The organism is Haloarcula sp. Atlit-120R, assembly GCF_003665885.1.
In the GTDB taxonomy this organism is placed as follows: domain Archaea; phylum Halobacteriota; class Halobacteria; order Halobacteriales; family Haloarculaceae; genus Haloarcula; species Haloarcula taiwanensis.
On record NZ_QPLN01000001.1, the window covers coordinates 58787 to 79061 of the forward strand.

A 20275-nucleotide genomic window follows, 5' to 3' on the forward strand; every position below is an offset into this window, starting at 1 on the left:
CAAAAGGTAAAAACATCTGCTGTCCGTCCCTCTGGTGATGGCCGTCCTCTCGCTGTCTACAGTCTCGAAGTATTTCGGGCCGAAGGTCGGTGTTGAGGGGATCGATATCGAGGTGGGTCGCGGCGAGTCGGTGCTGTTGTTCGGTCACAACGGGTCGGGCAAGACCACGCTACTCAGGCTCCTGGCGACGCTGACGCGACCGAGCGAGGGGACGATTTCGCTTGAGGGAACCGAGTTCTCCCGCGACCGACCGACACAGCGTGGGGAAATCGGCTTCGTGGCACACGAGACGTACCACTACGAGCAACTGACTGCCCGGGAGAACCTCCGCCTGCACGCCAGGCTACACGGGGTGGACCGGAGCCGGTGTGAGACCCAGCTCGACGCCGTCGGGCTCGCGGACAGAGCCAGCGACCCCGTAAGCGAGTTCTCCCACGGGATGGCAAAGCGGCTCGCACTCGCGCGGGCGACGCTGCATGACCCTTTGCTGTTGTTGCTAGACGAGCCGTTCACTGGACTTGATCAAGAGTCTCTCCTACGAGTGACGGACCAGCTACGCAATCTGGAGGAGACGACAATCGTCTTCGCGACACACGATGTCGACCACGGGTTCACTCACGCCGACCGGGTGCTCACACTCAAGGGAGGACAGCTCGTCCGTGATATTGACACGGCCGACTGTCCCGGGCCGGACGCGATCAGACAACAGTACGTGGACACACCTCGACAACCATGATTCGACGGTATCTGCGCGCAGTTCGGGCTATCGCGGCGAAGGACCTGTTGCTCGAAGCCCGCGGGAAGCGGCGGGCCAACGGCGCGGCGGTGCTGGCGCTGCTGATAGTCGTCATCTTCTCGTTCGTGTTCGTCCGCCGGGTCGACGAGCCGGCGGTCATCGCCCGCGGTGGGCTCTGGATAGCGCTCGTGTTCGCCACGACGCTCGCGCTCTCCCGGGGCATCGCCGTCGAGGACGACAACGCCGCAATCGAGGGGCTGATGCTCGCCCCCGTCGACCGGTCCGCGATCTACCTCGGGAAGGTCTGTAGCTCGGCGGTGTTCGTGACGGCTATCGGGTGGGTGACCCTCGTCGCGGTGACGGTGTTTCTGGGGACGCCGTTCGAGCCCGCCCTGCTCGTCCAGTTGGCGCTCGTGTTCCCGCTCGCGGCAGTCGGATTCAGCGCCGCCGGCGTGTTACTGACCGCGCTGACGCTGAACTCACAGGTCAACGAGTCGCTGCTCCCGGTGTTACTCGTCCCGCTTGTCGTGCCGGTCATCCTCGCTGGAATCGAACTCACGAGCCTCTCCAGGGGGCCGTTCTGGCTGTCGGAGTGGTTCCGAATCCTCCTCGTCTACGACGGGGCCGTGCTCGTCACCGGGTGGGTGAGCTTCGAGTTCGTCATCGAAGCCTGACCCCGTCACTCGCGGGCACCGACGGCACCCGAGGCCGGGTCGAACAGGAAGACCAGCGCCATCCCGACGAGCATCACCGCGACGCCGAACCATATCTGGTTGGCCAGCGGGTAGCGGCTGATTTCAATCGAGAGTCCGCCGGCAGTGCGGGTCCCGACGACGTACGTGTCGCCAGCAAGCCCGCGCTCGATGAGCGGGTCGTTGGTCTGCATGTCGCGCCCGCGATAAGACTGCTCGGCGACGGTGCCGTCGGCGACCAGCGTATCGCCCCGATACAGCTGGACATCGTACTGATGATCAACGACCCGTGGCGTGTACGCGTCCGTCGGTGGGGCCGATATGGGTCCGACGTTCTCGCCGGTAGTGTAGACGAGCGCGTCGATATTCTCTGAGCGGGGATCAGAGAGGGACCCACGGGCGACGATTACCGATCCCTCTTCGAACTGCACCGCCCCACTGTCGGCACCGACCCACACGCGCGAGTCGTTGAGCTGTGCGATGGTGGTGTTCTCGAAGCGCTGGACCGCTGTCACCTCCCCTTTCACGAGCAATACTGACGTCGAGGGGGAGACCGAGCCAATCTCGGCCGGCGTCATCGCTGCGTCGGTTATCGTCGGCGTGTGCTCCGGCGAGTAATTGGTTACCTCGACCGTGTACGGCGACCCCTCGACGTCGCGGACGATTCGCTCCCCGGTATCGTCCAGTTCGGTCGCGCCGGCGATACCGACGGACGCCGTCGTCGAGAAGACGTAGACGAACGAGACAGAGACGACGAGTAGCGCCGCGCCGACGTGGATGAGCGCAATGCCAGTCTCGTTCAGCTTCGCGCGCCGTCCGGTTAGCCGACGGAGGCGTCCCGTGTAGCGGACGACCCATGCGCCTGCGAAGTACACTGCCGGCGGGAGCACGGTCACTACACTGAGACTCCCAATAGCGCGGTAATACGCCGGGTCGAACGGTTCAGTCGACGCCAACTGCCATTCCGGTCGTGCCAGCCCGACACCAACAACGAGGGCGGCAATGAGCACTGCGGCGGCCGTTCCGACTGTCACTCGCGTGCTGAAGCGCTCTTGCTGTGCGTACATCCCGCCAGCAAGCAACATCGCGACGACGACCGGGAAGCTCCAGAGGTTGTAGTACCGCGCGTCAACACTGACCTCGACGCCCGAAGCGAGGCTGCGCACCACGGGAAACGTGAGGCCCCAGAGCGAGACGAACGCAAGCATGATGAACCCGAGCACAGCAGCGTGGTAAATCGTCGCCCGGTCGAGCAGCCCCGCCTCATCTGTGTCTCCCTGTTCAGTCCTGAACCAGTGGACGAACGCGGGGCCGACTGCCAAGGTGCTCGTCCCTCCGAGAAGGAACAAGACGCCGCTTCCGATGCCCCCACCGGCGAACGAGTGGACGCTCCGGAAGACGCCGCTCCGGACCACAGTCGTCGCGTAGATAACCAGCGGGAACAACGCGGCCGTGGCAGCAGGCGCGAGCACCGCGTACCGGCCCGAGCGTCGGTACTGATTAAGCGTGTGTAACACGGCAGTCAGGCCGAGCCACGGAATGAGCACGGACGTTTCGACCGGATCCCACGACCAGAAACCACCCCAGCCGAGCACCCGGTACGCCCAGAGCCCGCCGAGCGTTATTGCGGCGGTCAACAGAAGCCACGACGCCCGGAGCCAACGTGTCATGCCGTCCAGCCAGTCGTCGAGCACGCTCTCGGTCCCCCGGAGCCTGGCAACGAAGTGTGTCACGCCAACAGTGAAGGGCACCACTAACAGTGCGTACGCCGAGAACGTGATCGGCGGGTGGATCGCCATGAACGGGTCAACCAGCAACGGATTCAGACCGCTGCCATCCCGTGGAATCCCGTTCGCTGCGACGGCGGGATACCTTGTCGACAGGGGGGTAAACGGACTGTCAGTGACGAGCATCCAGGCGAAGACGGTGACAACCCCCATTCCGAGGGATTGGGGGAGACGCGCGCCACGCGCACTATACCGATCCAGAAGCAGAGTCGCTGTGACGACAACGGCCGTAAGCATCGCCCACAGGAGCACCGACCCCGCGTTGGACGCGTAGACGCCCGTGACTTTGTACAGCGTCGGGAGATAGTTTGCAGTGTTGTCCCAGACATACGCGTTGGTGTAATCCCCACTGAGAAACTGCAAGGTCAGGTACAGCAGTGCAATGACGAATGACCCCGTCGCAACTCCTGCAGCGCCTTTGCTGACCCGAAGGAACGACTGGTCGCCGGTCGCGTACTCGTAGCCGAGCAATACTGTGGCGAGTACGCTCCCGAACAGGCCGATTGCCAGCAGCCAGGTACCAACGGCAAGACCGAACACGACCGCTGTCATGTTGCCTCCTCGGACCTCTCTTCAAGTATTGCGAGTAGTTCGTCCCGCCCGATATACCCCTCAACGCTCTCGACAGTTTCGCCTTCGGGTGTCATGATCCGATGCTGTGGTGGATACGTCGCCTGATGCTGGCGAACCAGCCCCGTCCCGTTCCCAGGTTCATCGATGTTTACCGCGAGCAAGACGTACTCATCTAGCACAGCGCGAACGGTTTCGTTTCGATAGTGGTTCTTGTCATACCGCTCGCAGTACGTGCACCACGTCGCCCAGTAGTAGACCAGAACCGGCTTGTCCTGTGACTGGGCCGCGTCGAACGCAGTGCTGGGCTCAGTTTCCCACTCTAGACCTCCCTGATACGTGTGCGCGTCGTCACGGACCACCGGTGCGGCGTTCATTGAGTAGTGGCCCACCCCAAGGACCACTAGAAAGAACGCGACGGTGAGCGTTTTACGAGCATTCATTTGCTGACTGGAATAAAAGATGTAGTGCCAGAAAGGCTGTCGATTCCGCTTACTTGCGCTGTGCGTAGGCTACAGCGATTAGCGCGATGATCAGCGCAGCGGCCATCATGAACGCAGCAGTACTAGTCGGGGAGCCTCCGTCACCGCCACCGCGGACCCCGGCTTGCTGTGGGGCAGCCGTCTGCTGTGACGCAGCCGTCTCTGCAGGCGTCCCGACAGAGGCGGCGTCGTCGGTCTCCGGAGCAGATGCGTCACCTGCGTCTTCAGGGAGCATCGGCTCGCCGCCGCTCCGGGACGGGATGCGCGGCATCTGCTGTTCGGGGTACTGCCCGGTGAGACTGGTCATGAACGCGGTGACGTTTTCGGCCTGCTGGTCGGAAATGTTCTGCCCCACCTGACAGGAAGCCATCACTTTCGTCGCGTTCTCCAGCGTCCGAACCTGACCGTTATGGAAGTACGGCGCTGTATGTTCAACGTTCCGGAGCGTCGGAACCTTGAATTTGTGTTCGTCACTGCTATCACCGGTCACGCCGGCGCGCCCGGAGTCGGCGTACAGGTTGTACCGGTCGATGTACTGGTCACACTGCGGGTTCGACCCCTGGTAGACGCCCAGTTTCTGGTAGTACCCGTTCCCGTTCTCCATCTGCCACTGCGGGCCGTTGAACGCGGGACCGGAGTGACAGCCCTGACAGCCCAGTTCCTTGAACGTCTCCATCCCGTTGAGTTGTCGTTCGGTCAGGGCGTCCTCGTCCCCTCTGACGTACCGGTCGTACGAGCTGTTCGGGGTGATGAGCGTCCGCTCGTAGGCTGCGATCGCGTCGACGGTGTTGTTGAGCGTGACCGGGTTCTCGCCGCCGTAGACCTCCTCGTACATCTCGACGTAGCCCTCGTTGCTACGTATCTTCTCCATCGCCGCTTCCGAGGTCGGCATCCCCATCTCGACGCCCGCGGTGATGGGCCCTTTCGCCTGTTGTTCGAGCGTGTCGGCACGGCCGTCCCAGAACTGGGTACTCATGAACACGGCGTTCCACACCGTCGGCGAGTTCCGCGGCCCGGTCTGGCCGTGGACGCCGCGGCCGACGGTCCGGCTGCCGTCACCACCTTCCATCACGTTGTGGCAGGTGTTACAGGAGATAGACCCCGTGTCGGACAGGCGGGGGTCGAAGAACAGTTTCTTGCCGAGCTCGATTTTCGCCTCCGTGTCGTTTGGCTGCCGGACCTCCTCGTAGGACGGCAGCGGCTGACTGGTCGGCGGCTCGACGGGTAAATCGGATGTCTCGTTGCTACTCTGATTACTCGTCTGTGCGGTTTGTTGCGCTGTCTCGTCAAGCGTGTCGCCCACTGCCTCGCCCGACGGCCCCCCATCCACAGCACCAACGGTGCTTACGATCGGTCCGCCGATCAACAGCAGCGACATGCCAACGACGAAGACGGCGCGAGCCAACGGCTGTCGCGACATATTCGCACATGTTCCGGCTCCTTCTTAAAACGGAGCGGTAAATATACAGGGAATCCGTCGACACAGCCGGTCGCAGTCTATCGATTATCGGCCTACGAGTCCGTGGGAATCCGCACAACAGTTTTTAAGTTGGCCTGAAGAACTGAGCGTATGAGCGTATTGGCACGGCTCGAAACCCGCGGTATTCCGTCCCTCCGCGCGCTGTTGCGGTCCAACGTTATCAAGTACTTGACCCTTCTAGCCGGAGTCGCGTCGCTGGGAAGCGTCTTCGGTATGGCGTCGGATTCGATGTACGGCGTGAGCCACAAGATTAACCTCATCGCGTACTGGCACATCGGTCTGGCGACGGCCGCGGCGGTCGCGCTCACCGTGACGTTTCTCGGCTGTGCCCTCTATCTGGCGACCGAGACGCCGTTCTGGGAGTTCCTCGCCCACTCGTCGGGCGAGGTCGGGTTCCTCATGGTCACGCTGACGCTGGTGACCGGGAGCGTGTGGGGGCGCGTCATCTGGAACAGCTGGTGGGAGTGGACCGACATCCGTCTGGTCACGTTCCTCATTATCTGGTTCATCTACGCGGGCTACCTGCTCATCTACTCCGCCGGCGGGGACTCCGCCTCACTCAAACGCATCACGTCGGTATACGGCATCATCGGGTTCGTGACCGTGCCGCTCTCGTACCTGTCCACGCGGCTCTGGACCCCCACGTTCCACCGGCCGACGGCGGGGAACCCGGACACGCAGGCGACGATTACCGTCCCGGCGCTGTTGCTCTCTATCGCGGCGCTCCTGCTGGTCTACCTCTATCTCGTCGGCTCGCGCGTACAGCTACGGGAACTCAAGCGCCGCGTCGACTACGCACGCCGCGACCGGTCGCTCGACGACCACGCGATGGGGAAGGGGGGTGAGTGAACGTGGAACCCCTCCTCCTCGTCGGGTACAGCGCTGTCTTCCTAGCGCTCATCATGTACGTCGGCTACCTCCGGAACCGGATTACGGCGCTCGAAGAACAGGTCTCGGACCTCGTCGACCAGTAACCCCGTCTCACAGCTGCACGCTGAGGTCGAGCCGGCTCCAGCCGGTCGCGCCGTCCGGGAACGGGCTCGAACGCACGCGCGTCTGCTCCGTTCCGGTCCCGTCGACCGCTTTCGCCACGACGGTGTAGCTCGTGCTGTCGGGCTGCCACTCGTACTTCCACTGTCGCCAGGTGTCGGGGTCGGGCAGCGGGTCCGACAGCGTCGCCGTGTCCCACGTCTCGCCGCCGTCGAGCGAGACGCGAACCTCCTGTATCCCGTCGGTCCCGGCGTAAGCGTGGCCGCCGAGCTGGACCCGTCCGTCCGAGAGGCGGTTGCTTGCGCCGAACTTGACGACCGTGTTGACCGTCCCCATGCCGTTCCAGCCCCGCTCCTCCCAGTAGCCGCTCTCCGACTGGTCGACGACCTCGATTTCGTCGAGCCACTTCACGTTGAGCTTCCCCCACCGGTTCGGAATCAGCGCGCGGACGGGGTAGCCGTGCTCGCGCGGGAGTTGCTGCTCGTTCATCCCGTAGGCCAGCATCGCCTCCGAGAGCATCGACATCGGCACCGAGTAGTAGTAGTCGTCGGTCGCCCGGAGGACGACGTGGCTCCCGTTCGCGCCGGCCTCGTCTAGGAGGTCCAGCAGCGAACACCCCGTCCAGAGGGCGGTCCCTATCTGCTCGCCGTCGACCGGGTCGCCCAGACAGCGTAGCGTCTTGAACCGATGTACCGTCTCGCGCTGTCGGAGTTCCTCGTAGGTGAACTCCCGCTCGGTTTCGACGTTGCCGGTGACCGAGAGCGCCCAGTTCTCTGCCTCGACGGTCGGCGGGCGGGGGTTGATGTCGACGGTGAAAAACGAGTCCGTCGTGTCGACCAGCCCCACCATCCCGTCGACGTTGAGCGAACGGTCAGCCGCCGCGTCGAGACGCTGCTGGACCAGGTCGGACGCCTCGCTCTCGGACGGCGGCGTCGACAGTTCGTCCGTCCGGGACCCGCTGCCCTGGACGAAGCCGACGGCGTGTGCGACGACGTTGTAGGCACCGAGACCGGCGAGGGTCTTGACGAACGCCCGCCTGTCGTCAGGGGTCGATAGCTGGTCGGCGTCGTCGGTCGAGCGCGCAATCACCAGCCCGGTCCCGATTGTCCCAGCGGCGGCGGGCACCACGGCGGCCAGCGGTGACCAGACGGTCGCGGCGACGAGCGCCCAGACGACGGCCAGCGAGAGGGCCATCCCGCCGACGTTCGGGGCTTCGCCGACGAGGCGCTCGCCCGCCCGGAAGCCGGCGTAGCTGACCGCGCCGGTGACGCCGGCCAGCGCGATGCCGAACACGAGGAGGGCAAGCGAGAACGACAGGTCGCCGAAGTTCCAGATGATGGAGGCGACCACCGAACTCGGAAGGACGTCCAGCGCGGTTCGGCTGGCCGCGATTATGACGAACTCCCGCGTGGTGCCATACAGCGCGAAGGAGGTCCCCACAACCGAGACGCCGCTGGCGAAGACCGTCAGCGCACGACGAGACCGGCCCTGGAAGACCGAAGGTGTCTCACTCATAGGTCAGACGGTGTTATTCCCGGCGTGGCGCGGCCACTCGTTCGCTGTTCGTTCCGTCCGACGCGTTGCCGTAGGCCCCCTTGTCGTAGCCCGTGACGTTCGCGTGGGTGCCGTTCATCGACCCGTACTGCGTGGAGTTGTTGTGACCCGACGGGTGCTCGCCCTCGTGTGCGCGGATGGACAGCGACTCCGCCTCGACCGCGCTCCCGTTGTAGTACCCCTTGGCGACGACCGTTCGTCCGGCGGACATCGTCTCCGGCATCGGCCCCTCGTAGACGACGGGCACCGACGCGTTCCCGTCGGTGACCGCAAACGAGAGCCGCTCGTTCGTCTGCTCGATGTCGATGGCGATGCCTTCGAGGTTCACTCTGTCGCCGTCGTATTCGCCGGTGTTCGTTATCTTGGTCGGTGTCGTAAACTCGGCCGCACCGCCCATCGTGGTGACGGCCATCGCTCCGAACAGCACCGGGATTACCACGCCCCCGACGAGAAGCCTTGTTTTCGTTTGCATAGATAGTGTGGTGTCACGGCCGGACCGGTCGGTCACGACACGGTTCGTGTGTAGACACGTGATGCATACAGGAGTTTGTAACTACCGAACGCGTACGCATCCCTGTTGAAGAGTAGGTCCGCAAGCGTGTTTCAGTAGTGCAGCCGGTTATCAGGTTTTGGGAACGCACGCCGCTATTATTCCCCCGAACATATTCACTTACTCGTGACCGGTATGGTCGCGTGACGCGTCGGGCGGAACGCAATTCGATAACTATGACTGATACAGGAGACATTGACAGACGTCGGTTCATCGCGAGTATCGGCACAGTAGTTGCGGGGGCATCCGTCGCGGGGTGTACTGCGCCCGGGACGACATCGAGTTCGGCGGAGCAGTCGCCGAGCGGCGAGACCGAAGCGGACGCCGGCGGGGCGACGGCCACCCCGACCCCGACGGAGGAAGCGACAACCGCCGCACAGTCCGGTGGTGGGGACGTGCCGTCCTCGGTGTCGTCGTATCTCAGCGACACGAGCAACTTCGACGGCAGTGTGACCGACGCGACCGGACAGGACACCGTCACGGTGGAGGTCGGGGCATCGGGGAACAACGGGAACTTCGCTTATGCTCCGGCGGCAGTCGAGATATCGACCGGCACGACGGTGCAGTGGGAGTGGACGGGCAAGGGGGCCGCACACAACGTCGTGGCCGAGGACGAGACCTTCAACTCCGGTTCGTCGGAAAGCGGGACAGGCGTGAAGTTCGAATACACCTTCGAGGAGACCGGCGTGTACAACTACTACTGCACGCCCCACAAGGCGCTCGGCATGAAAGGCAGCGTCATCGTCCGGTAACGCGGTAGCGATCGCCGGACTGAATCCGCCATCGGCTTCTTCTCTGCGGCGTGGTGCCTCATTCTGTGGTCGCGGCCAGTGGCCAGCGACTCGGCTGCCGGACGACAGCCGGATTCGATATAGCATCAGCTAATTTATGACCTCTCTCCCGAGAGTGCCTCGAAAAGCGAGTCGGTGCGCCGAGCGTTGCGTTATGCGTCGTAGCCGGCGTAGTCCATCAGCTGTTTGAAGATGTCGGTGTCCATCGCTTCTTTGTAGACAACACCGGTGATCATCCCACCGGGGTACGAGGTCCCGTTCATCGCGTGGCTGACCTTGTGACAGTGCGCGAGGTAGATGCCGGGATCGGCGTCGGCTTCGAACTCAATCGTGTGCCGACCGGCGGGCGGGATACTGGTGATATCTTGGTCGTGGCGGGCGGCTTCCGGAATCTTTCCGCCGTCCTTGTGGGTCACCTGGAAGCGGTGGTTGTGGATGTGCATCGGGTGGTCCATGTACCCGTTGTTACACATGTGGATGCGCACCGTATCGCCCTGCTCGACGATGATCGGCGAGCCGTCCTCCGGGTGAAGCGTCCGGGGCGCTGACTTACCGTTGACGGTGAACGTGTCGGGGCGGCGGTTGCGAACATCGTAGCTAGCGTCCATGCCTGCCATCTGTCGGTTCAGCCGGGAGTCCCACTCCTTCAGGGTCATGAAGTACTCCTTGTCGGCCGGCTCGTACCCCTTCGGATCGACGCGGAAGATGCCGTACATCCCCATGTCGATGTGGCGATGGGTCTGGTAGTGGCAGTGATAGAGATGCGTGCCCGGCACGTTCGCGGGGATGGTGTAGGTGTGCTTCTCGCCAGGGTCGATACGAATACCCGTCGTCGTCGGGACGCCGTCGTCTTCCCACTGCTTCTGGACGGCGTGGAAGTGGACTGTGTGCGGGCGCATGCCGTCGGTGTTGTCGAAGGTGACCTCCATGTCCTCGCCCTCCGTCGTCCGGAGAATCGGCCCCGGGACGCTCGGTTCGCCATCGTCAGCTTTGAACGCCCACACCTTCGGCAGTTCGACCGGGCCGCCCATCGACTCACCGGGATGGGCTTCGTGTTTGGCCGGAACGGAGGACAGCGTCACTTCGCCACCCTGTTCGTCGACGTTGACGATTTCCGGCGGCGACGTGGTCGGGAGGTCGCTGTCGGATTGTGCTGGGGTAGTGGTGGTGTCGACTGACTCTTCAGTTGGAACCTCACCCGGAGCGGTACAGCCCGCAAGCGCGACCGTGCCGCCGAGGCCGGAGGCTTTCACGAAGTCGCGACGGGAGATGCCCGATCCGGGTGCGCCGATCTGGTCTTCCATAAGCAATTGGGGGTAAGACACCACAGTATAAACCCCCAAAGCGAGTTCTCAGGCCAACAGAAGCGTTCTCAGTAATTGGGAACGACTGCACGGTTACAGATAAGTTCCCCATATATTGCGTGCTGTGTTACGGAAACGTCGACTCTGTCGGGCGGTAGGCGGTTCTAAGTCGGTTACATTAAACGTCTTGGGCGGGCAGTGTCGGGCAAGGATGGTCCGGGACCCCTTCGCTGACGAGGAGACGCCGGAGTTACAGGCGGTCCTCGACGCACTCGACGACGAGGACTGCCGCGCCATTGTCAGCGTTCTGGAGGAACCGTTGACGGCGAGCGAGATATCCGACCGGAGCGGCGTACCGCTATCGACGACCTACCGAAAGCTGGAGCTACTGACGGAGTCCTCGTTGCTGTACGAGGGTGTGGAAGTCAGGTCGGACGGTCAACACGCCAGTCGGTACGCGATTGACTTCGAGGAGGTCGTCATCAGCCTCGACGAGGAACTGTCGCTCACCGTCGATATCTCACATCGCGCTCGGACGCCGGACCAACGGCTCGAAAACCTCTGGTCTGAGGTGCGAAAGGAGACATAACCATGGTACACATCCCAAGTTCACAGGTCGGCATCGTCGTCTCGAAGACACTGATCCTCATTCTTGGTGGACTGATAACGTACTACTCGTATCAGGCGTACAGCCGGACGAAAAGCCCCCAGCACAAGTGGCTCACATACGGGTTCGGCGTGGTGACGCTCGGTGCGTTTGCCGGCGGCGTGCTCGACATCGCCATCGGCAGGTATCTCGGCCAAGAACTGCTTCCGGTAAGCGTCTTCACGTCGAGTTCGCTAACAGCCATCGGTCTGGGCATCATCCTGTACTCGCTGTACGTGCGGTAGCGAGCACGGAGAGCGCCCACCCGGTAACAGATTCGCTTCTTCCGCCTCGATCTCGTCGGAACGGGCCGCTGGTCCGTTTCGCGTCGTGACGGTGGGATTCCCACCGACTGGAAACGCTACGGACGGTATATCTGTACGGACGTGTCAATCAGGAGCATGCTCGGAGCGAACGCAGTGCTGTTAATCGGAATGAAGACCGTCACACTGTTCTGTGGTGTGGTACTGACGACGTTGACCTACCGCGCATACCGTCGCACTCAGGCACCGGCGATGCGGGCGCTCTGTTTCGGCATCGGGTTCGTCACGCTGGGCGCAATACTCGGCGGGAGCCTCCACCAGCTCGTCGGGCTGCCGGTGGCACAGAGCGTCACTGTCGAAGAACTGTTCACCGCTGCTGGATTCTTTATTCTGACGTACTCGCTGTACACCGATCAACCGACCACGACGACCTGAGTCACGAGTCCTCGGCGGGCGTGCGTTCACGGCCGGTCAGGAGTGTCGGCAGCGATTGTGGGCTATGCTCGACGAAGACGGCGACGAGGTTACCCGCGAACAGGACGGTCCCGAAAAACGCGAGTAGCCCGACTGCCAGTGCCGTGCCGTTCGGTGTCTCAAGCCACTGCTGACTCACGAGAAGGGCGTATGCGATAGTCAGTGCAACGCCATCGACCGCCGCGATACGGTGGTCGTACAGGTCATCGACCATCGGCACGTCCTCGAAACCGAGACGGTCGCTGTACCGATGGACCCAGATGATGAACGGGACGACGTGATACAGCGTCCCGAAGACGACAAAGCCGACGCCGCCGACGAGCAATACTGTCGACGGCTGACCGAGCAGCCCGGTGTACGCCAGCGGGTCGGTCCACCACGCGACCGCCGTCAGGCCTGCCCAGAGAAACAGCGACAACGCTGCGACGCTGTAGCGGGTCAGCATCGGTGACCACTCGACTCGCGCACCGATAAGCTGTCGCGCCAGAAGCACCGCCACCACGCCGAGCCCAGCAGCGACCAGTACTGCACCGAGCCGGGCCAGAACGAGCGAGCCGACCAGGCGACCGCCAGCCAAGACAAGGACGCCGACCGGATAACAAGCGGTCTCGACCCGCTGGACCGCCGTGTCAATGCGGCCGGTGTCGGCCTGCGTGAACATCGGGGCGAGCTGGGCCAGCGCGCCCGCGACAGTAGTCAGGACCGCGCCGAACACGGCGAGCGTTCCGTGGGCCAGCAAGAGCCCCTGCCGGCCGATTCCCAAAAGCGGGAGGACGCCGGCGGCGTGGTCCAGCGCCAGCACCAACCCCGAAGCCGTCACGAGGGCGAAAAACACCAGTGCCCAGCCGAAGTGAATCGCCGTGACGTCGGGCTCCGCAGTGAGTAGCGTCCGCCCGACGTTGTAACAGAGGGTCCAGACCCCGACCAGCGCGATTGCGCCAGCAACTGGCAATAGCTCGGGAGTCCCCGTTAGGAAGCCAGCTGCCAGCCCTACGAACCCGACCGCTGCGAGTGGTAACTGCACAGCGGCAAGGCGATGCGAATGAAGTTCGATGCCACACCAGACCGGGACAAACTGCGTCAGTGCGCCCATGATGGTGAGACAGACCCATCCCGCAAGCAGCAGGTGGACCTGCGCGAGGTGGCCGGCCCGACCCTCGACGACGCCGACCGTGACACCGGCGACGAGAAACGCCAGCGCGACGACGAAATGACGCAGCGGAACCGTCATCGGCGGTGCGGCGTCAGCGTCCACATCAGCAGGCATTCCGCTCATTATCGTCTGATACGGTTCTGTCCCTGCTGGCAGTGTGGCCGAATATGTTCGGGAAAAGGGTCGGCCCGCTTACAACCGAACGAGAACACATGACGCCGAACCACCAGCCAACAGCCCAAACCGCGGCCCTGGTTTCGGAAACCGATGCGCCCGATCACGCACCGACGGAGTGCCTCAATGTGCAGTCGCTGGGGCCGCCAAAGCCGCTCAAGCAGACGCTGGAGTTGCTTGCGGACCTCGACGACGATACTGTTCTCGTCCAGTTCAACGACCGTGCCCCACAGCACCTCTATCCGAAACTCGAAGACAGAGGATACGACTTCGAAAGTGTTGAGACCGAGGACACGACAGTGACGGTCATCTGGCGAAGATGAGTCGGAACACGGAGTCCCCTGTCGATGTCGACGAAGCGGTCGCTCGTATCAACAGCCGCGGTGCGAAGATTCAGCAGGAGCAACTCGAACAGACGCTGTCACAGCTCCAGCAGGACGGTGACCTGACGGCTGCCCAGCGGCTGGCGGTGGAACAACTGAGCGAGCGGCTCGTCGAGCGACTGCTCGCTGTCCCCCGTGCAAGTCTTCAGGACGCGGCAAAGAACGCGGACGACGAGCGGATCGAAACGGCGATTTCCCTGTTCGAGTGAGGCGAGCGGTCGTACTCCCCTGGCGACTAGTGCGTCCGCAGAATACGATGTCCGAACGAAGAGACAGCCGACCAGTATGCGCCTACTCCGACGACGCCGCCAGAACGAGCAGTGCCTCGCTGTCCGCCGCTGCGGTGGGGGAGATGTCCTGATCCCCGTCAAACCGGACGACATCACCGGGAGAGAGTGACAGCGTCTCGTCACCGAGCGTCAGGTCCACAGCGCCTGAACGGAGGACGAACACGATGTCCCGACCGGGATGCTTGTGCGCCGGAATCGACTCGCCCGCACCAAGCGTCAACTGGACCGTCTTCGGCTCCCCGTCAAACAACCTCGTCCGGCCGTCTTCACCGCCGTCGAGCGTTGCTCGCTCCGTTTTTGCGGCAGTAGATTCGCTCATTGTTTCGGGAGGTCCGCGACGTACTTTTCTGGACCGTCCTGCTCACACTGGTAGTTCGCCGCGTCGAACGCCTCGACCTCGGCTTGCATTTCGTAGAACAGTGGCTTCGGTTCGTGGTCGTTGATGATCCGAAGCGTCTCCCCGGACGACAGCGCCTCAAAGGAGTCGTGTATCTTCGAGTGTCGCTCGGGCGGCGGCGTCTCACGCAGGTCGAGTGTGGTTGCTGGCATCACCTGCGTGTTCGCCGGGAGTCGGGGAGGGGGTTGCCCCGAACACGTTCGGGAGTAGGCCCTGAAGTGTGCCACCCGTTCACTCTACTATGAGCCTTCTCTCCGGCCTCCGCGGCGGCTCAGACGTCGGGTTTGACAGCTACGGAACCTTCGTTCTCGAACACAACCCCGACCCCGGCCCGTTTCTGTCTGAGACAGCGGTACTGACCGGTGCCGACCACGCTGCCTTCCACCGCCTCACGATGGACCTGTTCGACGAGCGTGGCGTGTACGACATGACCTTCGGGTACAACCTCGCACGGCTGAACCTCGACCATCGGCACCCGGACGCGGGCTTCCGCTACGGCCGTGAACCCGACGGCGGCAGTGTTCTCAGAGCGGAGTTCACGCCGACGACCGAGTTCTGCCCCCAGAGCGACACGCTGACTGTCGGCGCGTTCCGCGCCTGGAATGGGCTCTCGGACCGCCACGAGTACGATCTTGTCCGCGTTCGCGTAAGCCCGGATCACCACCAGAGTACGAGTATCAACGACAAACTCCAGCAACTCGAGACACGGTACCGACACACCGGTGAACTCCAAGCCGACGATGAAGGCGAAGCGTCCGACGAGAGCGTCCCGTTCTGACAGCCGACAGCCCGCAGCGTAGCGTGCTCAGTGACCTCGTGAAGCATATCCGCTGGCAGTCGGTCCGGGCAACCACACTGGCAGAATACTGCGGGGAGAACCAACCTTTTGTGACGGCTGAAAACATGGAAACCATTATACGGTCTGCTGGGCGACATATCGTAAGCCGAGTCGACTGGGGTGGGATATCGGTGGCCTGGTGGGACCGTGGAGGGGTCTCTCTACGAAAAGGGTAACAGCGTGCCAAAAAATGATAGTATTGCACTTCCACCGCGATGCCACAGCCAGCCGGGGGCGAAACTGACATGAGTAGCGGCATCGTCCGAGATGCGGACGGGACCTACAACAAGCGGCTTCTGGGACTCGTCCTTCTCGTTTTACTCGCCGCCATCGGCGCTGGTGTCGGAACTCTCGGTCTCACCGACACTAACGACCCGGCTCCCAACCAGCCCGCCGTTGAGACGCCGCCTACTCCGACAGAGTCACCCTCGGCAGAGACACCGGCCGGAACCGACTCTACGCCGACCGAGAGCGGCGGCAGTGGCTCGCCGCCACCGAGTGCGCTCCTGACTGAAACCCCGACACCGGCTACCGACGAGTCGAACGGGACACCCACCAGCAACACGACGGTTGCGTAGCCCGGTCCCGCTGGGACGTCTCACTTGCTAGCGTCGCTACTTCGAAGGGGTGCGCCTGTGGGAGTTTTCAAGAAAACAGGAGCGTGAGATTGAAGCCGGTCACGACGAGGCCAAGCACTGTCAGGAGCACCGGCGGGCCGTAGTAGAGCAGTGGGTCTTCCTCCAGCACGCCGCCCCAGATGCTCAAGCCGAGACAACAGTAGATAACAAGCAGTTTGAGTCCGAGGAAGCCACCGCCGCCGAACGACTGGATCGCCCACCGAATCGCGGGATTCGCCTCGGTGAACGTCGGGACGAAATAGACGATGGCGATGGTAGTAACCACGTCGCCGACGCCGTAGGTCGCCAGCGCCACCGCCCACACGCTGGAGAACGACCGGACAGAGAAGGAACTCCCCTCCAGCGTCAGCCAGTCGCTATCCGCAGACCCCATCCTGTACCGGGGTACGTCTAGCGGCCATATATACTGCGAGGGCCAGTTATCTGATTTGAAAAAGGAGTTCCGTGTGGTTCCTGCAGAATACCGGCATAGGACCTCATTATGACTGCGCTACGTCTTCATCTTCACTTCCTGAAAACCATAGTCGAGGGCAGTGGAAGTTCGTAGTCAGACATGCGTTTCAGCTATTGGCTGCGGGTCGTTGAACAGGTCACTCACCTCGCGTGGGACGTGTGCTCCCGACGCTGTTGTACGTTCGTGTGCTGCCGGCGCGAGTGCATGGAAAGGGACTTATCTTGTGGGCGGCCACGACGAGGTAATGAGCCTGTCCGACGCGGACCACGAACTCGTGGTCGAGGAGATCGGTCGGGAGCCGACACGGGCGGAGGCCGCTCTCTTCGAGAACCTCTGGAGCGAACACTGCGCGTATCGCTCCTCTCGCCCCCTGCTGTCGGCGTTCGACTCCGAGGGCGAGCAGGTCGTCATCGGCCCCGGCGACGACGCAGCCGTCGTCTCCCTGCCGTCCCACGGTGACGGCGAGGAGATGTACATCACGATGGGCGTCGAGTCCCACAACCACCCGTCCTACGTCGACCCCTTCGACGGGGCGGCGACGGGCGTTGGCGGTATCGTCCGCGATACACTGTCGATGGGCGCGTATCCCATCGCGCTGGCCGACTGCCTGTACTTCGGCGACTTCGACCGAGAGCACTCCCGCTATCTCTTCGAGGGCGTCGTCGAGGGTATCTCCCACTACGGGAACTGTATCGGCGTCCCGACCGTCACCGGCAGCGTCGCCTTCCACGACGACTACGAGGGGAACCCGCTCGTGAACGTTTCCTGTATCGGCCTGCTGGAACCCGAGCGGACCATCACCGCCGAGGCACAGGAGCCGGGCAACAAGCTCGTCCTCGTCGGCAACGCGACGGGCCGGGACGGCCTCGGCGGCGCGTCATTCGCCAGCGAGGACCTCGCCGAGGACGCCGAAACGGAGGACCGGCCGGCTGTGCAGGTCGGCGACCCGTACTCGGAGAAACTGCTCATCGAGTGCAACGAGGCGCTGCTGGACGAGGGCCTCGTCGAGTCGGCCCGCGACCTCGGGGCCGCTGGCCTCGGTGGGGCGTCTTCGGAACTCGTCGCCAAGGGCGGCCTCGGCGCGCGCATCGAACTCGACCGCGTCCACGAGCGCGAGCCAAACATGAACGCCATGGAGTACCTGCTCGCCGAGAGCCAGGAGCGGATGGTCTACGAGGTCGCGCCGGAGAACGTCGACCGCGTGGCCGAACTCGCCGAGCGGTTCGACCTCGGCTGTTCGGTCATCGGCGAACTCACCGAGCCGGGTACGAACTACGTCTGTACCTTCGAGGGCGAGACGGTCGTCGACGTGGACGCCGCGTTCCTCGGGGACGGTGCGCCGATGAACGACCTGCCGAGCGACGCGCCACCGAAACAGGAACGGAACCTGCCGACCGTGTCACTGGAGGAAGCCTTCGAGCGCATCGTCGCCAGTCCGAACTGCGCCTCGAAGCGGTGGGTGTACCGCCAGTACGACCACGAGGTGCAGGTCCGCACGAGCGTCCTGCCGGGGGACGACGCCGCCCTGCTCGCCATCCGCGAAGCCGGCACCGGCCTCGCTTTCTCGGCCGGCGCGGACCCCAACTGGACCGACGCGGCCCCCTACGAGGGCGCTCGCGCCGTCGCCTTGGAGAACGCCACCAACGTCGCCGCGAAGGGCGCGACGCCCCACGCGGCCGTGGACTGCTTGAACGGCGGAAACCCCGAGAAGCCGGACGTTTACGGCGGCTTCAAAGGCATCGTCGATGGCTTGGCCGACATGTGCAGCGACCTCGACGTGCCGGTCGTCGGCGGCAACGTCTCGCTGTACAACGACTCCCAGGAGGGGCCGATTCCGCCCACGCCGACGCTCGCACTGGTCGGGGTCAAGGAAGGCTACGACGCTCCGCCGCTGTCGCTGTCCGGTGAGGGAACGCTCGTGGTCGTCGGCGACACCGCGCTGGAAGGCGAGACCGACCCGCGGCTGGGCGGCTCTGAGTACACCGCGCAGTTCGGCGGAACCGACCGCTTCCCCGCCCTCCCCGCCGATACGACGGAGGTCGTCGAGACCGTTGCCGAGGTCGCCGACGCCGACCACGTACTGGCGAGCCACGACGTGAGCCACGGCGGCCTCGCGGTGGCACTTGCGGAGATGGTCCACGAGGACGCCGGCGCGTCGGTCGAAATCGAAACGGTCGACCGCGGGACCAAGAACCGACTCCTGTTCAACGAGCGGCCCGGCCGCGTCGTGTTCGAGACGACCGACCCGGCAGCAGTCCGTGAGGCCTTCGATGGCGTCGCGCCGGTGACGGAGCTCGGTGCGGCCACCGGCTCGAACCACCTCGATATCACCGTCACCGACGAGCAACTGCAGTACGACGCCGCGGAAATCGCCGCTCTGCGGTCCGTTATCGACGACGAACTGGCCTGATTACCAGCGGATATCGAACCGCGTCCCGCCCATCTCACTCTCTGTGACTGTGACCGACCAGCCGTGTGCTTCAGCGATGCTCTGAACGATTGATAGGCCGAACCCTGTCCCGTCCGAGTTCGTTGAGTAACCGTGTTCGAACACCAGCTCACGGTCGTCCGGTGGAATACCGGGACCATCGTCCGCGATGGAGAACCCACTCTGCCCGTGTCTCTCGGGCACAGACACAACAACGGAGCAGTCAGCGCCCGCGTGCTCGATGGCGTTCCGGTAGAGATTCTCGAAGAGCTGCTGGAGGCGCTCGGCGTCCGCCTCGACGGTCGCTTCGGTTTCGATGGTAAGCGTTGCGTCCTCGGTTTCGACCTGTTGCCACGCGTCGGCGGCGACGGTTTCGATGGAGACGCTCGCGGTCTCTCCGACGACTCGCCCCTGCCGCGCGAGCGTCAGCGTATCATCGAGAATCTGGGCCATCCGGTCGTGTGCTGCAGCGATCTCCTGTAGCCCTTCCTGCACAGCCCCATCCTCAATGTCATCAAGCAGGAGGTGGGTGCGGCCGGAGGCGATGTTCAACGGGTTCCGAAGGTCGTGGCTGACGATACTGACAAACTCGTCGAGCCGCTCGTTCTGGTGTTTCAGCTGTTGTTCCCGGCGCTTTCGATCTGTGATGTCGGTGTATATCCCGAACCCTTCCAGCTGGCTGCTGTCACGGGTGACAATCGTACTCCGGAACAGATAGGTCCGGACCTCGCCTGATGCGGTCATCCGTCTGACCTCTTGCTCTGACTGACCGGTCTGTTCCCACCAGTCTGTCCTGATACCTTCGGCGTCGGACCCGGGTGGCGCAAGGAGTGTCCGAAGCTTCGCTCCGACTGCATCCGTCTGGTCGTAGCCAAACGACTCCGCAAACGCTTCGTTGATCGACTTGACGTACGGTTCTCGCTGCTCGAACCCGACGACGACAGCCGGGTTCGGAATGTTTCCCAGAAGCGCGTCAAATCGTTCCTGTGCCGCCAGCTGTACGCGGAGTTCACTCGCGACGAGTGCGACGTATCCCTCGTGGTTGTGCTGGATTATATCACAGATGTCCTGTGCATCCGTGTTGTCTATCTCCGTTTCGTCGCTGATACCGAGGTCGGCTATCGCGTCGTCGACGATAGCTGACGCCTTCTCGATGCCCACCGTTTCTGCGAACTTTGAAACGAGTCCTGTTCGATCCATC

General features: G+C 63.4%; 24 protein-coding genes. 13 read left to right on the top strand and 11 right to left on the bottom strand.

Annotated features, from left to right (window positions below):
* Positions 1-37 precede the first annotated feature (37 nt).
* Both ccmA and DVK01_RS00325 read left to right on the top strand, forming a co-directional pair.
* Complete coding sequence (gene ccmA, locus DVK01_RS00320; protein WP_101350413.1) at positions 38-736, top strand: heme ABC exporter ATP-binding protein CcmA; 699 nt, start codon at positions 38-40, stop codon at positions 734-736.
* Entirely contained in the window at positions 733-1410 is a 678-nt protein-coding gene (locus DVK01_RS00325; RefSeq protein WP_101350414.1) for a heme exporter protein CcmB, read from the top strand. Before ccmA ends, DVK01_RS00325 begins: the two co-directional genes overlap by 4 nt.
* Positions 1411-1415: 5 nt before the next feature.
* Here the strand turns inward: DVK01_RS00325 and ccsA (DVK01_RS00330) are convergent, their stop codons facing one another.
* The 3 genes from ccsA (DVK01_RS00330) to DVK01_RS00340 are packed head-to-tail and all read right to left on the bottom strand — an operon-like array spanning position 1416 to position 5687.
* Positions 1416-3767 (bottom strand): cytochrome c biogenesis protein CcsA, encoded by a 2352-nt coding sequence (ccsA, locus tag DVK01_RS00330; RefSeq protein ID WP_121535084.1) that lies wholly within the window; start codon positions 3765-3767, stop codon positions 1416-1418.
* Positions 3764-4228 (bottom strand): thioredoxin family protein, encoded by a 465-nt coding sequence (locus DVK01_RS00335; protein WP_101350416.1) that lies wholly within the window; start codon positions 4226-4228, stop codon positions 3764-3766. The genes ccsA (DVK01_RS00330) and DVK01_RS00335 overlap by 4 nt, the downstream gene beginning before the upstream one ends.
* 49 nt (positions 4229-4277) lie before the next feature.
* Positions 4278-5687: a cytochrome-c peroxidase gene (locus DVK01_RS00340; protein ID WP_101350417.1), complete on the bottom strand. Its 1410-nt coding sequence runs from the start codon at positions 5685-5687 to the stop codon at positions 4278-4280.
* Positions 5688-5837: 150 nt separating this feature from the next.
* Between DVK01_RS00340 and ccsA (DVK01_RS00345) the strand changes: the two genes are divergently transcribed.
* Together ccsA (DVK01_RS00345) and DVK01_RS22040 are read left to right on the top strand one after the other, a co-directional pair.
* On the top strand, positions 5838-6596 hold the full coding sequence (gene ccsA, locus DVK01_RS00345; protein ID WP_101350418.1) for a cytochrome c biogenesis protein CcsA: 759 nt from the start codon (positions 5838-5840) through the stop codon (positions 6594-6596).
* Between the two features lie 2 nt (positions 6597-6598).
* Positions 6599-6721, top strand: a complete 123-nt coding sequence (locus DVK01_RS22040; protein WP_198560181.1) for a CcmD family protein — start codon at positions 6599-6601, stop codon at positions 6719-6721.
* 7 nt (positions 6722-6728) lie between these two features.
* Here the strand turns inward: DVK01_RS22040 and DVK01_RS00350 are convergent, their stop codons facing one another.
* Positions 6729-8252 (bottom strand): molybdopterin-dependent oxidoreductase, encoded by a 1524-nt coding sequence (locus tag DVK01_RS00350; protein WP_101350419.1) that lies wholly within the window; start codon positions 8250-8252, stop codon positions 6729-6731.
* A 13-nt stretch (positions 8253-8265) separates the two neighbouring features.
* Positions 8266-8763: a cytochrome c maturation protein CcmE gene (locus tag DVK01_RS00355; protein ID WP_101350420.1), complete on the bottom strand. Its 498-nt coding sequence runs from the start codon at positions 8761-8763 to the stop codon at positions 8266-8268.
* Positions 8764-9017: 254 nt separating this feature from the next.
* Here DVK01_RS00355 and DVK01_RS00360 point away from each other — a divergent pair, with 254 nt between their 5' ends.
* A complete protein-coding gene (locus DVK01_RS00360; RefSeq protein WP_101350421.1) occupies positions 9018-9593 on the top strand; it encodes a halocyanin domain-containing protein in 576 nt (191 codons plus the stop codon).
* Between the two features lie 191 nt (positions 9594-9784).
* Here DVK01_RS00360 and DVK01_RS00365 read toward each other — a convergent pair whose 3' ends face one another.
* Entirely contained in the window at positions 9785-10936 is a 1152-nt protein-coding gene (locus tag DVK01_RS00365) for a multicopper oxidase domain-containing protein (protein ID WP_121513095.1), read from the bottom strand.
* Positions 10937-11147: 211 nt separating this feature from the next.
* Between DVK01_RS00365 and DVK01_RS00370 the strand changes: the two genes are divergently transcribed.
* The 3 genes from DVK01_RS00370 (at position 11148) to DVK01_RS00380 (ending at position 12280) form a co-directional block, all read left to right on the top strand.
* Complete coding sequence (locus DVK01_RS00370) at positions 11148-11525, top strand: helix-turn-helix domain-containing protein (RefSeq protein ID WP_004516178.1); 378 nt, start codon at positions 11148-11150, stop codon at positions 11523-11525.
* A gap of 2 nt (positions 11526-11527) precedes the next feature.
* A complete protein-coding gene (locus tag DVK01_RS00375; protein WP_053969073.1) occupies positions 11528-11827 on the top strand; it encodes a hypothetical protein in 300 nt (99 codons plus the stop codon).
* Positions 11828-11983: 156 nt separating this feature from the next.
* A complete protein-coding gene (locus tag DVK01_RS00380) occupies positions 11984-12280 on the top strand; it encodes a hypothetical protein (protein WP_101350423.1) in 297 nt (98 codons plus the stop codon).
* Position 12281: 1 nt separating this feature from the next.
* On the opposite strand, the gene DVK01_RS00385 is transcribed toward DVK01_RS00380, so the two are convergent.
* The gene (locus tag DVK01_RS00385; protein WP_121535085.1) at positions 12282-13595 is read right to left on the bottom strand and encodes a hypothetical protein; all 1314 of its coding nucleotides are present in this window, start codon (positions 13593-13595) and stop codon (positions 12282-12284) included.
* A gap of 89 nt (positions 13596-13684) precedes the next feature.
* On the opposite strand from DVK01_RS00385, the gene DVK01_RS00390 reads away from it, so the two are divergent.
* Both DVK01_RS00390 and DVK01_RS00395 read left to right on the top strand, forming a co-directional pair.
* Complete coding sequence (locus DVK01_RS00390; protein WP_232794554.1) at positions 13685-13969, top strand: DUF2249 domain-containing protein; 285 nt, start codon at positions 13685-13687, stop codon at positions 13967-13969.
* Positions 13966-14238 carry a hypothetical protein gene (locus tag DVK01_RS00395; protein WP_101350426.1) on the top strand — a complete coding sequence of 91 codons (273 nt, stop codon included), beginning with the start codon at positions 13966-13968 and terminating at the stop codon, positions 14236-14238. The genes DVK01_RS00390 and DVK01_RS00395 overlap by 4 nt, the downstream gene beginning before the upstream one ends.
* A gap of 82 nt (positions 14239-14320) precedes the next feature.
* Here DVK01_RS00395 and DVK01_RS00400 read toward each other — a convergent pair whose 3' ends face one another.
* Together DVK01_RS00400 and DVK01_RS00405 are read right to left on the bottom strand one after the other, a co-directional pair.
* Positions 14321-14638: a cupin domain-containing protein gene (locus DVK01_RS00400; RefSeq protein WP_101350427.1), complete on the bottom strand. Its 318-nt coding sequence runs from the start codon at positions 14636-14638 to the stop codon at positions 14321-14323.
* A complete protein-coding gene (locus DVK01_RS00405; RefSeq protein ID WP_101350428.1) occupies positions 14635-14868 on the bottom strand; it encodes a DUF2249 domain-containing protein in 234 nt (77 codons plus the stop codon). Before DVK01_RS00405 ends, DVK01_RS00400 begins: the two co-directional genes overlap by 4 nt.
* 89 nt (positions 14869-14957) lie before the next feature.
* Between DVK01_RS00405 and DVK01_RS00410 the strand changes: the two genes are divergently transcribed.
* Together DVK01_RS00410 and DVK01_RS00415 are read left to right on the top strand one after the other, a co-directional pair.
* Entirely contained in the window at positions 14958-15494 is a 537-nt protein-coding gene (locus DVK01_RS00410) for a hypothetical protein (protein ID WP_101350429.1), read from the top strand.
* A 305-nt stretch (positions 15495-15799) separates the two neighbouring features.
* On the top strand, positions 15800-16132 hold the full coding sequence (locus DVK01_RS00415; RefSeq protein WP_101351457.1) for a hypothetical protein: 333 nt from the start codon (positions 15800-15802) through the stop codon (positions 16130-16132).
* 67 nt (positions 16133-16199) lie between these two features.
* On the opposite strand, the gene DVK01_RS00420 is transcribed toward DVK01_RS00415, so the two are convergent.
* Positions 16200-16565, bottom strand: a complete 366-nt coding sequence (locus DVK01_RS00420; RefSeq protein WP_101350430.1) for a hypothetical protein — start codon at positions 16563-16565, stop codon at positions 16200-16202.
* Between the two features lie 325 nt (positions 16566-16890).
* Between DVK01_RS00420 and purL the strand changes: the two genes are divergently transcribed.
* Positions 16891-19056, top strand: a complete 2166-nt coding sequence (gene purL, locus DVK01_RS00425; RefSeq protein WP_101350431.1) for a phosphoribosylformylglycinamidine synthase subunit PurL — start codon at positions 16891-16893, stop codon at positions 19054-19056.
* Here the strand turns inward: purL and DVK01_RS00430 are convergent, their stop codons facing one another.
* Positions 19057-20274, bottom strand: coding sequence for a HAMP domain-containing sensor histidine kinase (locus DVK01_RS00430; RefSeq protein WP_101350432.1), 1218 nt, complete (start codon positions 20272-20274; stop codon positions 19057-19059).
* Between the last annotated feature and the right edge of the window lies 1 nt (position 20275).

Excerpts from the sequence above, each read along its gene's own strand:
- DVK01_RS00415 (WP_101351457.1), top strand. The coding sequence starts at position 15,800 with ATGAGTAGCGGCATCGTCCGAGATGCGGACGGGACCTACAACAAGCGG.
- DVK01_RS00385 (WP_121535085.1), bottom strand. The coding sequence starts at position 13,595 with ATGAGCGGAATGCCTGCTGATGTGGACGCTGACGCCGCACCGCCGATG.
- DVK01_RS00355 (WP_101350420.1), bottom strand. The coding sequence starts at position 8,763 with ATGCAAACGAAAACAAGGCTTCTCGTCGGGGGCGTGGTAATCCCGGTG.
- DVK01_RS00375 (WP_053969073.1), top strand. The coding sequence starts at position 11,528 with ATGGTACACATCCCAAGTTCACAGGTCGGCATCGTCGTCTCGAAGACA.
- ccsA (WP_121535084.1), bottom strand. The coding sequence starts at position 3,767 with ATGACAGCGGTCGTGTTCGGTCTTGCCGTTGGTACCTGGCTGCTGGCA.
- purL (WP_101350431.1), top strand. The coding sequence starts at position 16,891 with ATGAGCCTGTCCGACGCGGACCACGAACTCGTGGTCGAGGAGATCGGT.
- DVK01_RS00360 (WP_101350421.1), top strand. The coding sequence starts at position 9,018 with ATGACTGATACAGGAGACATTGACAGACGTCGGTTCATCGCGAGTATC.
- DVK01_RS00410 (WP_101350429.1), top strand. The coding sequence starts at position 14,958 with ATGAGCCTTCTCTCCGGCCTCCGCGGCGGCTCAGACGTCGGGTTTGAC.
- DVK01_RS00420 (WP_101350430.1), bottom strand. The coding sequence starts at position 16,565 with ATGGGGTCTGCGGATAGCGACTGGCTGACGCTGGAGGGGAGTTCCTTC.
- DVK01_RS00340 (WP_101350417.1), bottom strand. The coding sequence starts at position 5,687 with ATGTCGCGACAGCCGTTGGCTCGCGCCGTCTTCGTCGTTGGCATGTCG.
- DVK01_RS00430 (WP_101350432.1), bottom strand. The coding sequence starts at position 20,274 with ATGGATCGAACAGGACTCGTTTCAAAGTTCGCAGAAACGGTGGGCATC.
- DVK01_RS00395 (WP_101350426.1), top strand. The coding sequence starts at position 13,966 with ATGAGTCGGAACACGGAGTCCCCTGTCGATGTCGACGAAGCGGTCGCT.
- DVK01_RS00390 (WP_232794554.1), top strand. The coding sequence starts at position 13,685 with ATGACGCCGAACCACCAGCCAACAGCCCAAACCGCGGCCCTGGTTTCG.
- DVK01_RS00325 (WP_101350414.1), top strand. The coding sequence starts at position 733 with ATGATTCGACGGTATCTGCGCGCAGTTCGGGCTATCGCGGCGAAGGAC.
- DVK01_RS00405 (WP_101350428.1), bottom strand. The coding sequence starts at position 14,868 with ATGCCAGCAACCACACTCGACCTGCGTGAGACGCCGCCGCCCGAGCGA.
- DVK01_RS00380 (WP_101350423.1), top strand. The coding sequence starts at position 11,984 with ATGCTCGGAGCGAACGCAGTGCTGTTAATCGGAATGAAGACCGTCACA.
- ccmA (WP_101350413.1), top strand. The coding sequence starts at position 38 with ATGGCCGTCCTCTCGCTGTCTACAGTCTCGAAGTATTTCGGGCCGAAG.
- DVK01_RS00335 (WP_101350416.1), bottom strand. The coding sequence starts at position 4,228 with ATGAATGCTCGTAAAACGCTCACCGTCGCGTTCTTTCTAGTGGTCCTT.
- DVK01_RS00400 (WP_101350427.1), bottom strand. The coding sequence starts at position 14,638 with ATGAGCGAATCTACTGCCGCAAAAACGGAGCGAGCAACGCTCGACGGC.
- DVK01_RS00370 (WP_004516178.1), top strand. The coding sequence starts at position 11,148 with ATGGTCCGGGACCCCTTCGCTGACGAGGAGACGCCGGAGTTACAGGCG.
- ccsA (WP_101350418.1), top strand. The coding sequence starts at position 5,838 with ATGAGCGTATTGGCACGGCTCGAAACCCGCGGTATTCCGTCCCTCCGC.
- DVK01_RS00350 (WP_101350419.1), bottom strand. The coding sequence starts at position 8,252 with ATGAGTGAGACACCTTCGGTCTTCCAGGGCCGGTCTCGTCGTGCGCTG.
- DVK01_RS00365 (WP_121513095.1), bottom strand. The coding sequence starts at position 10,936 with ATGGAAGACCAGATCGGCGCACCCGGATCGGGCATCTCCCGTCGCGAC.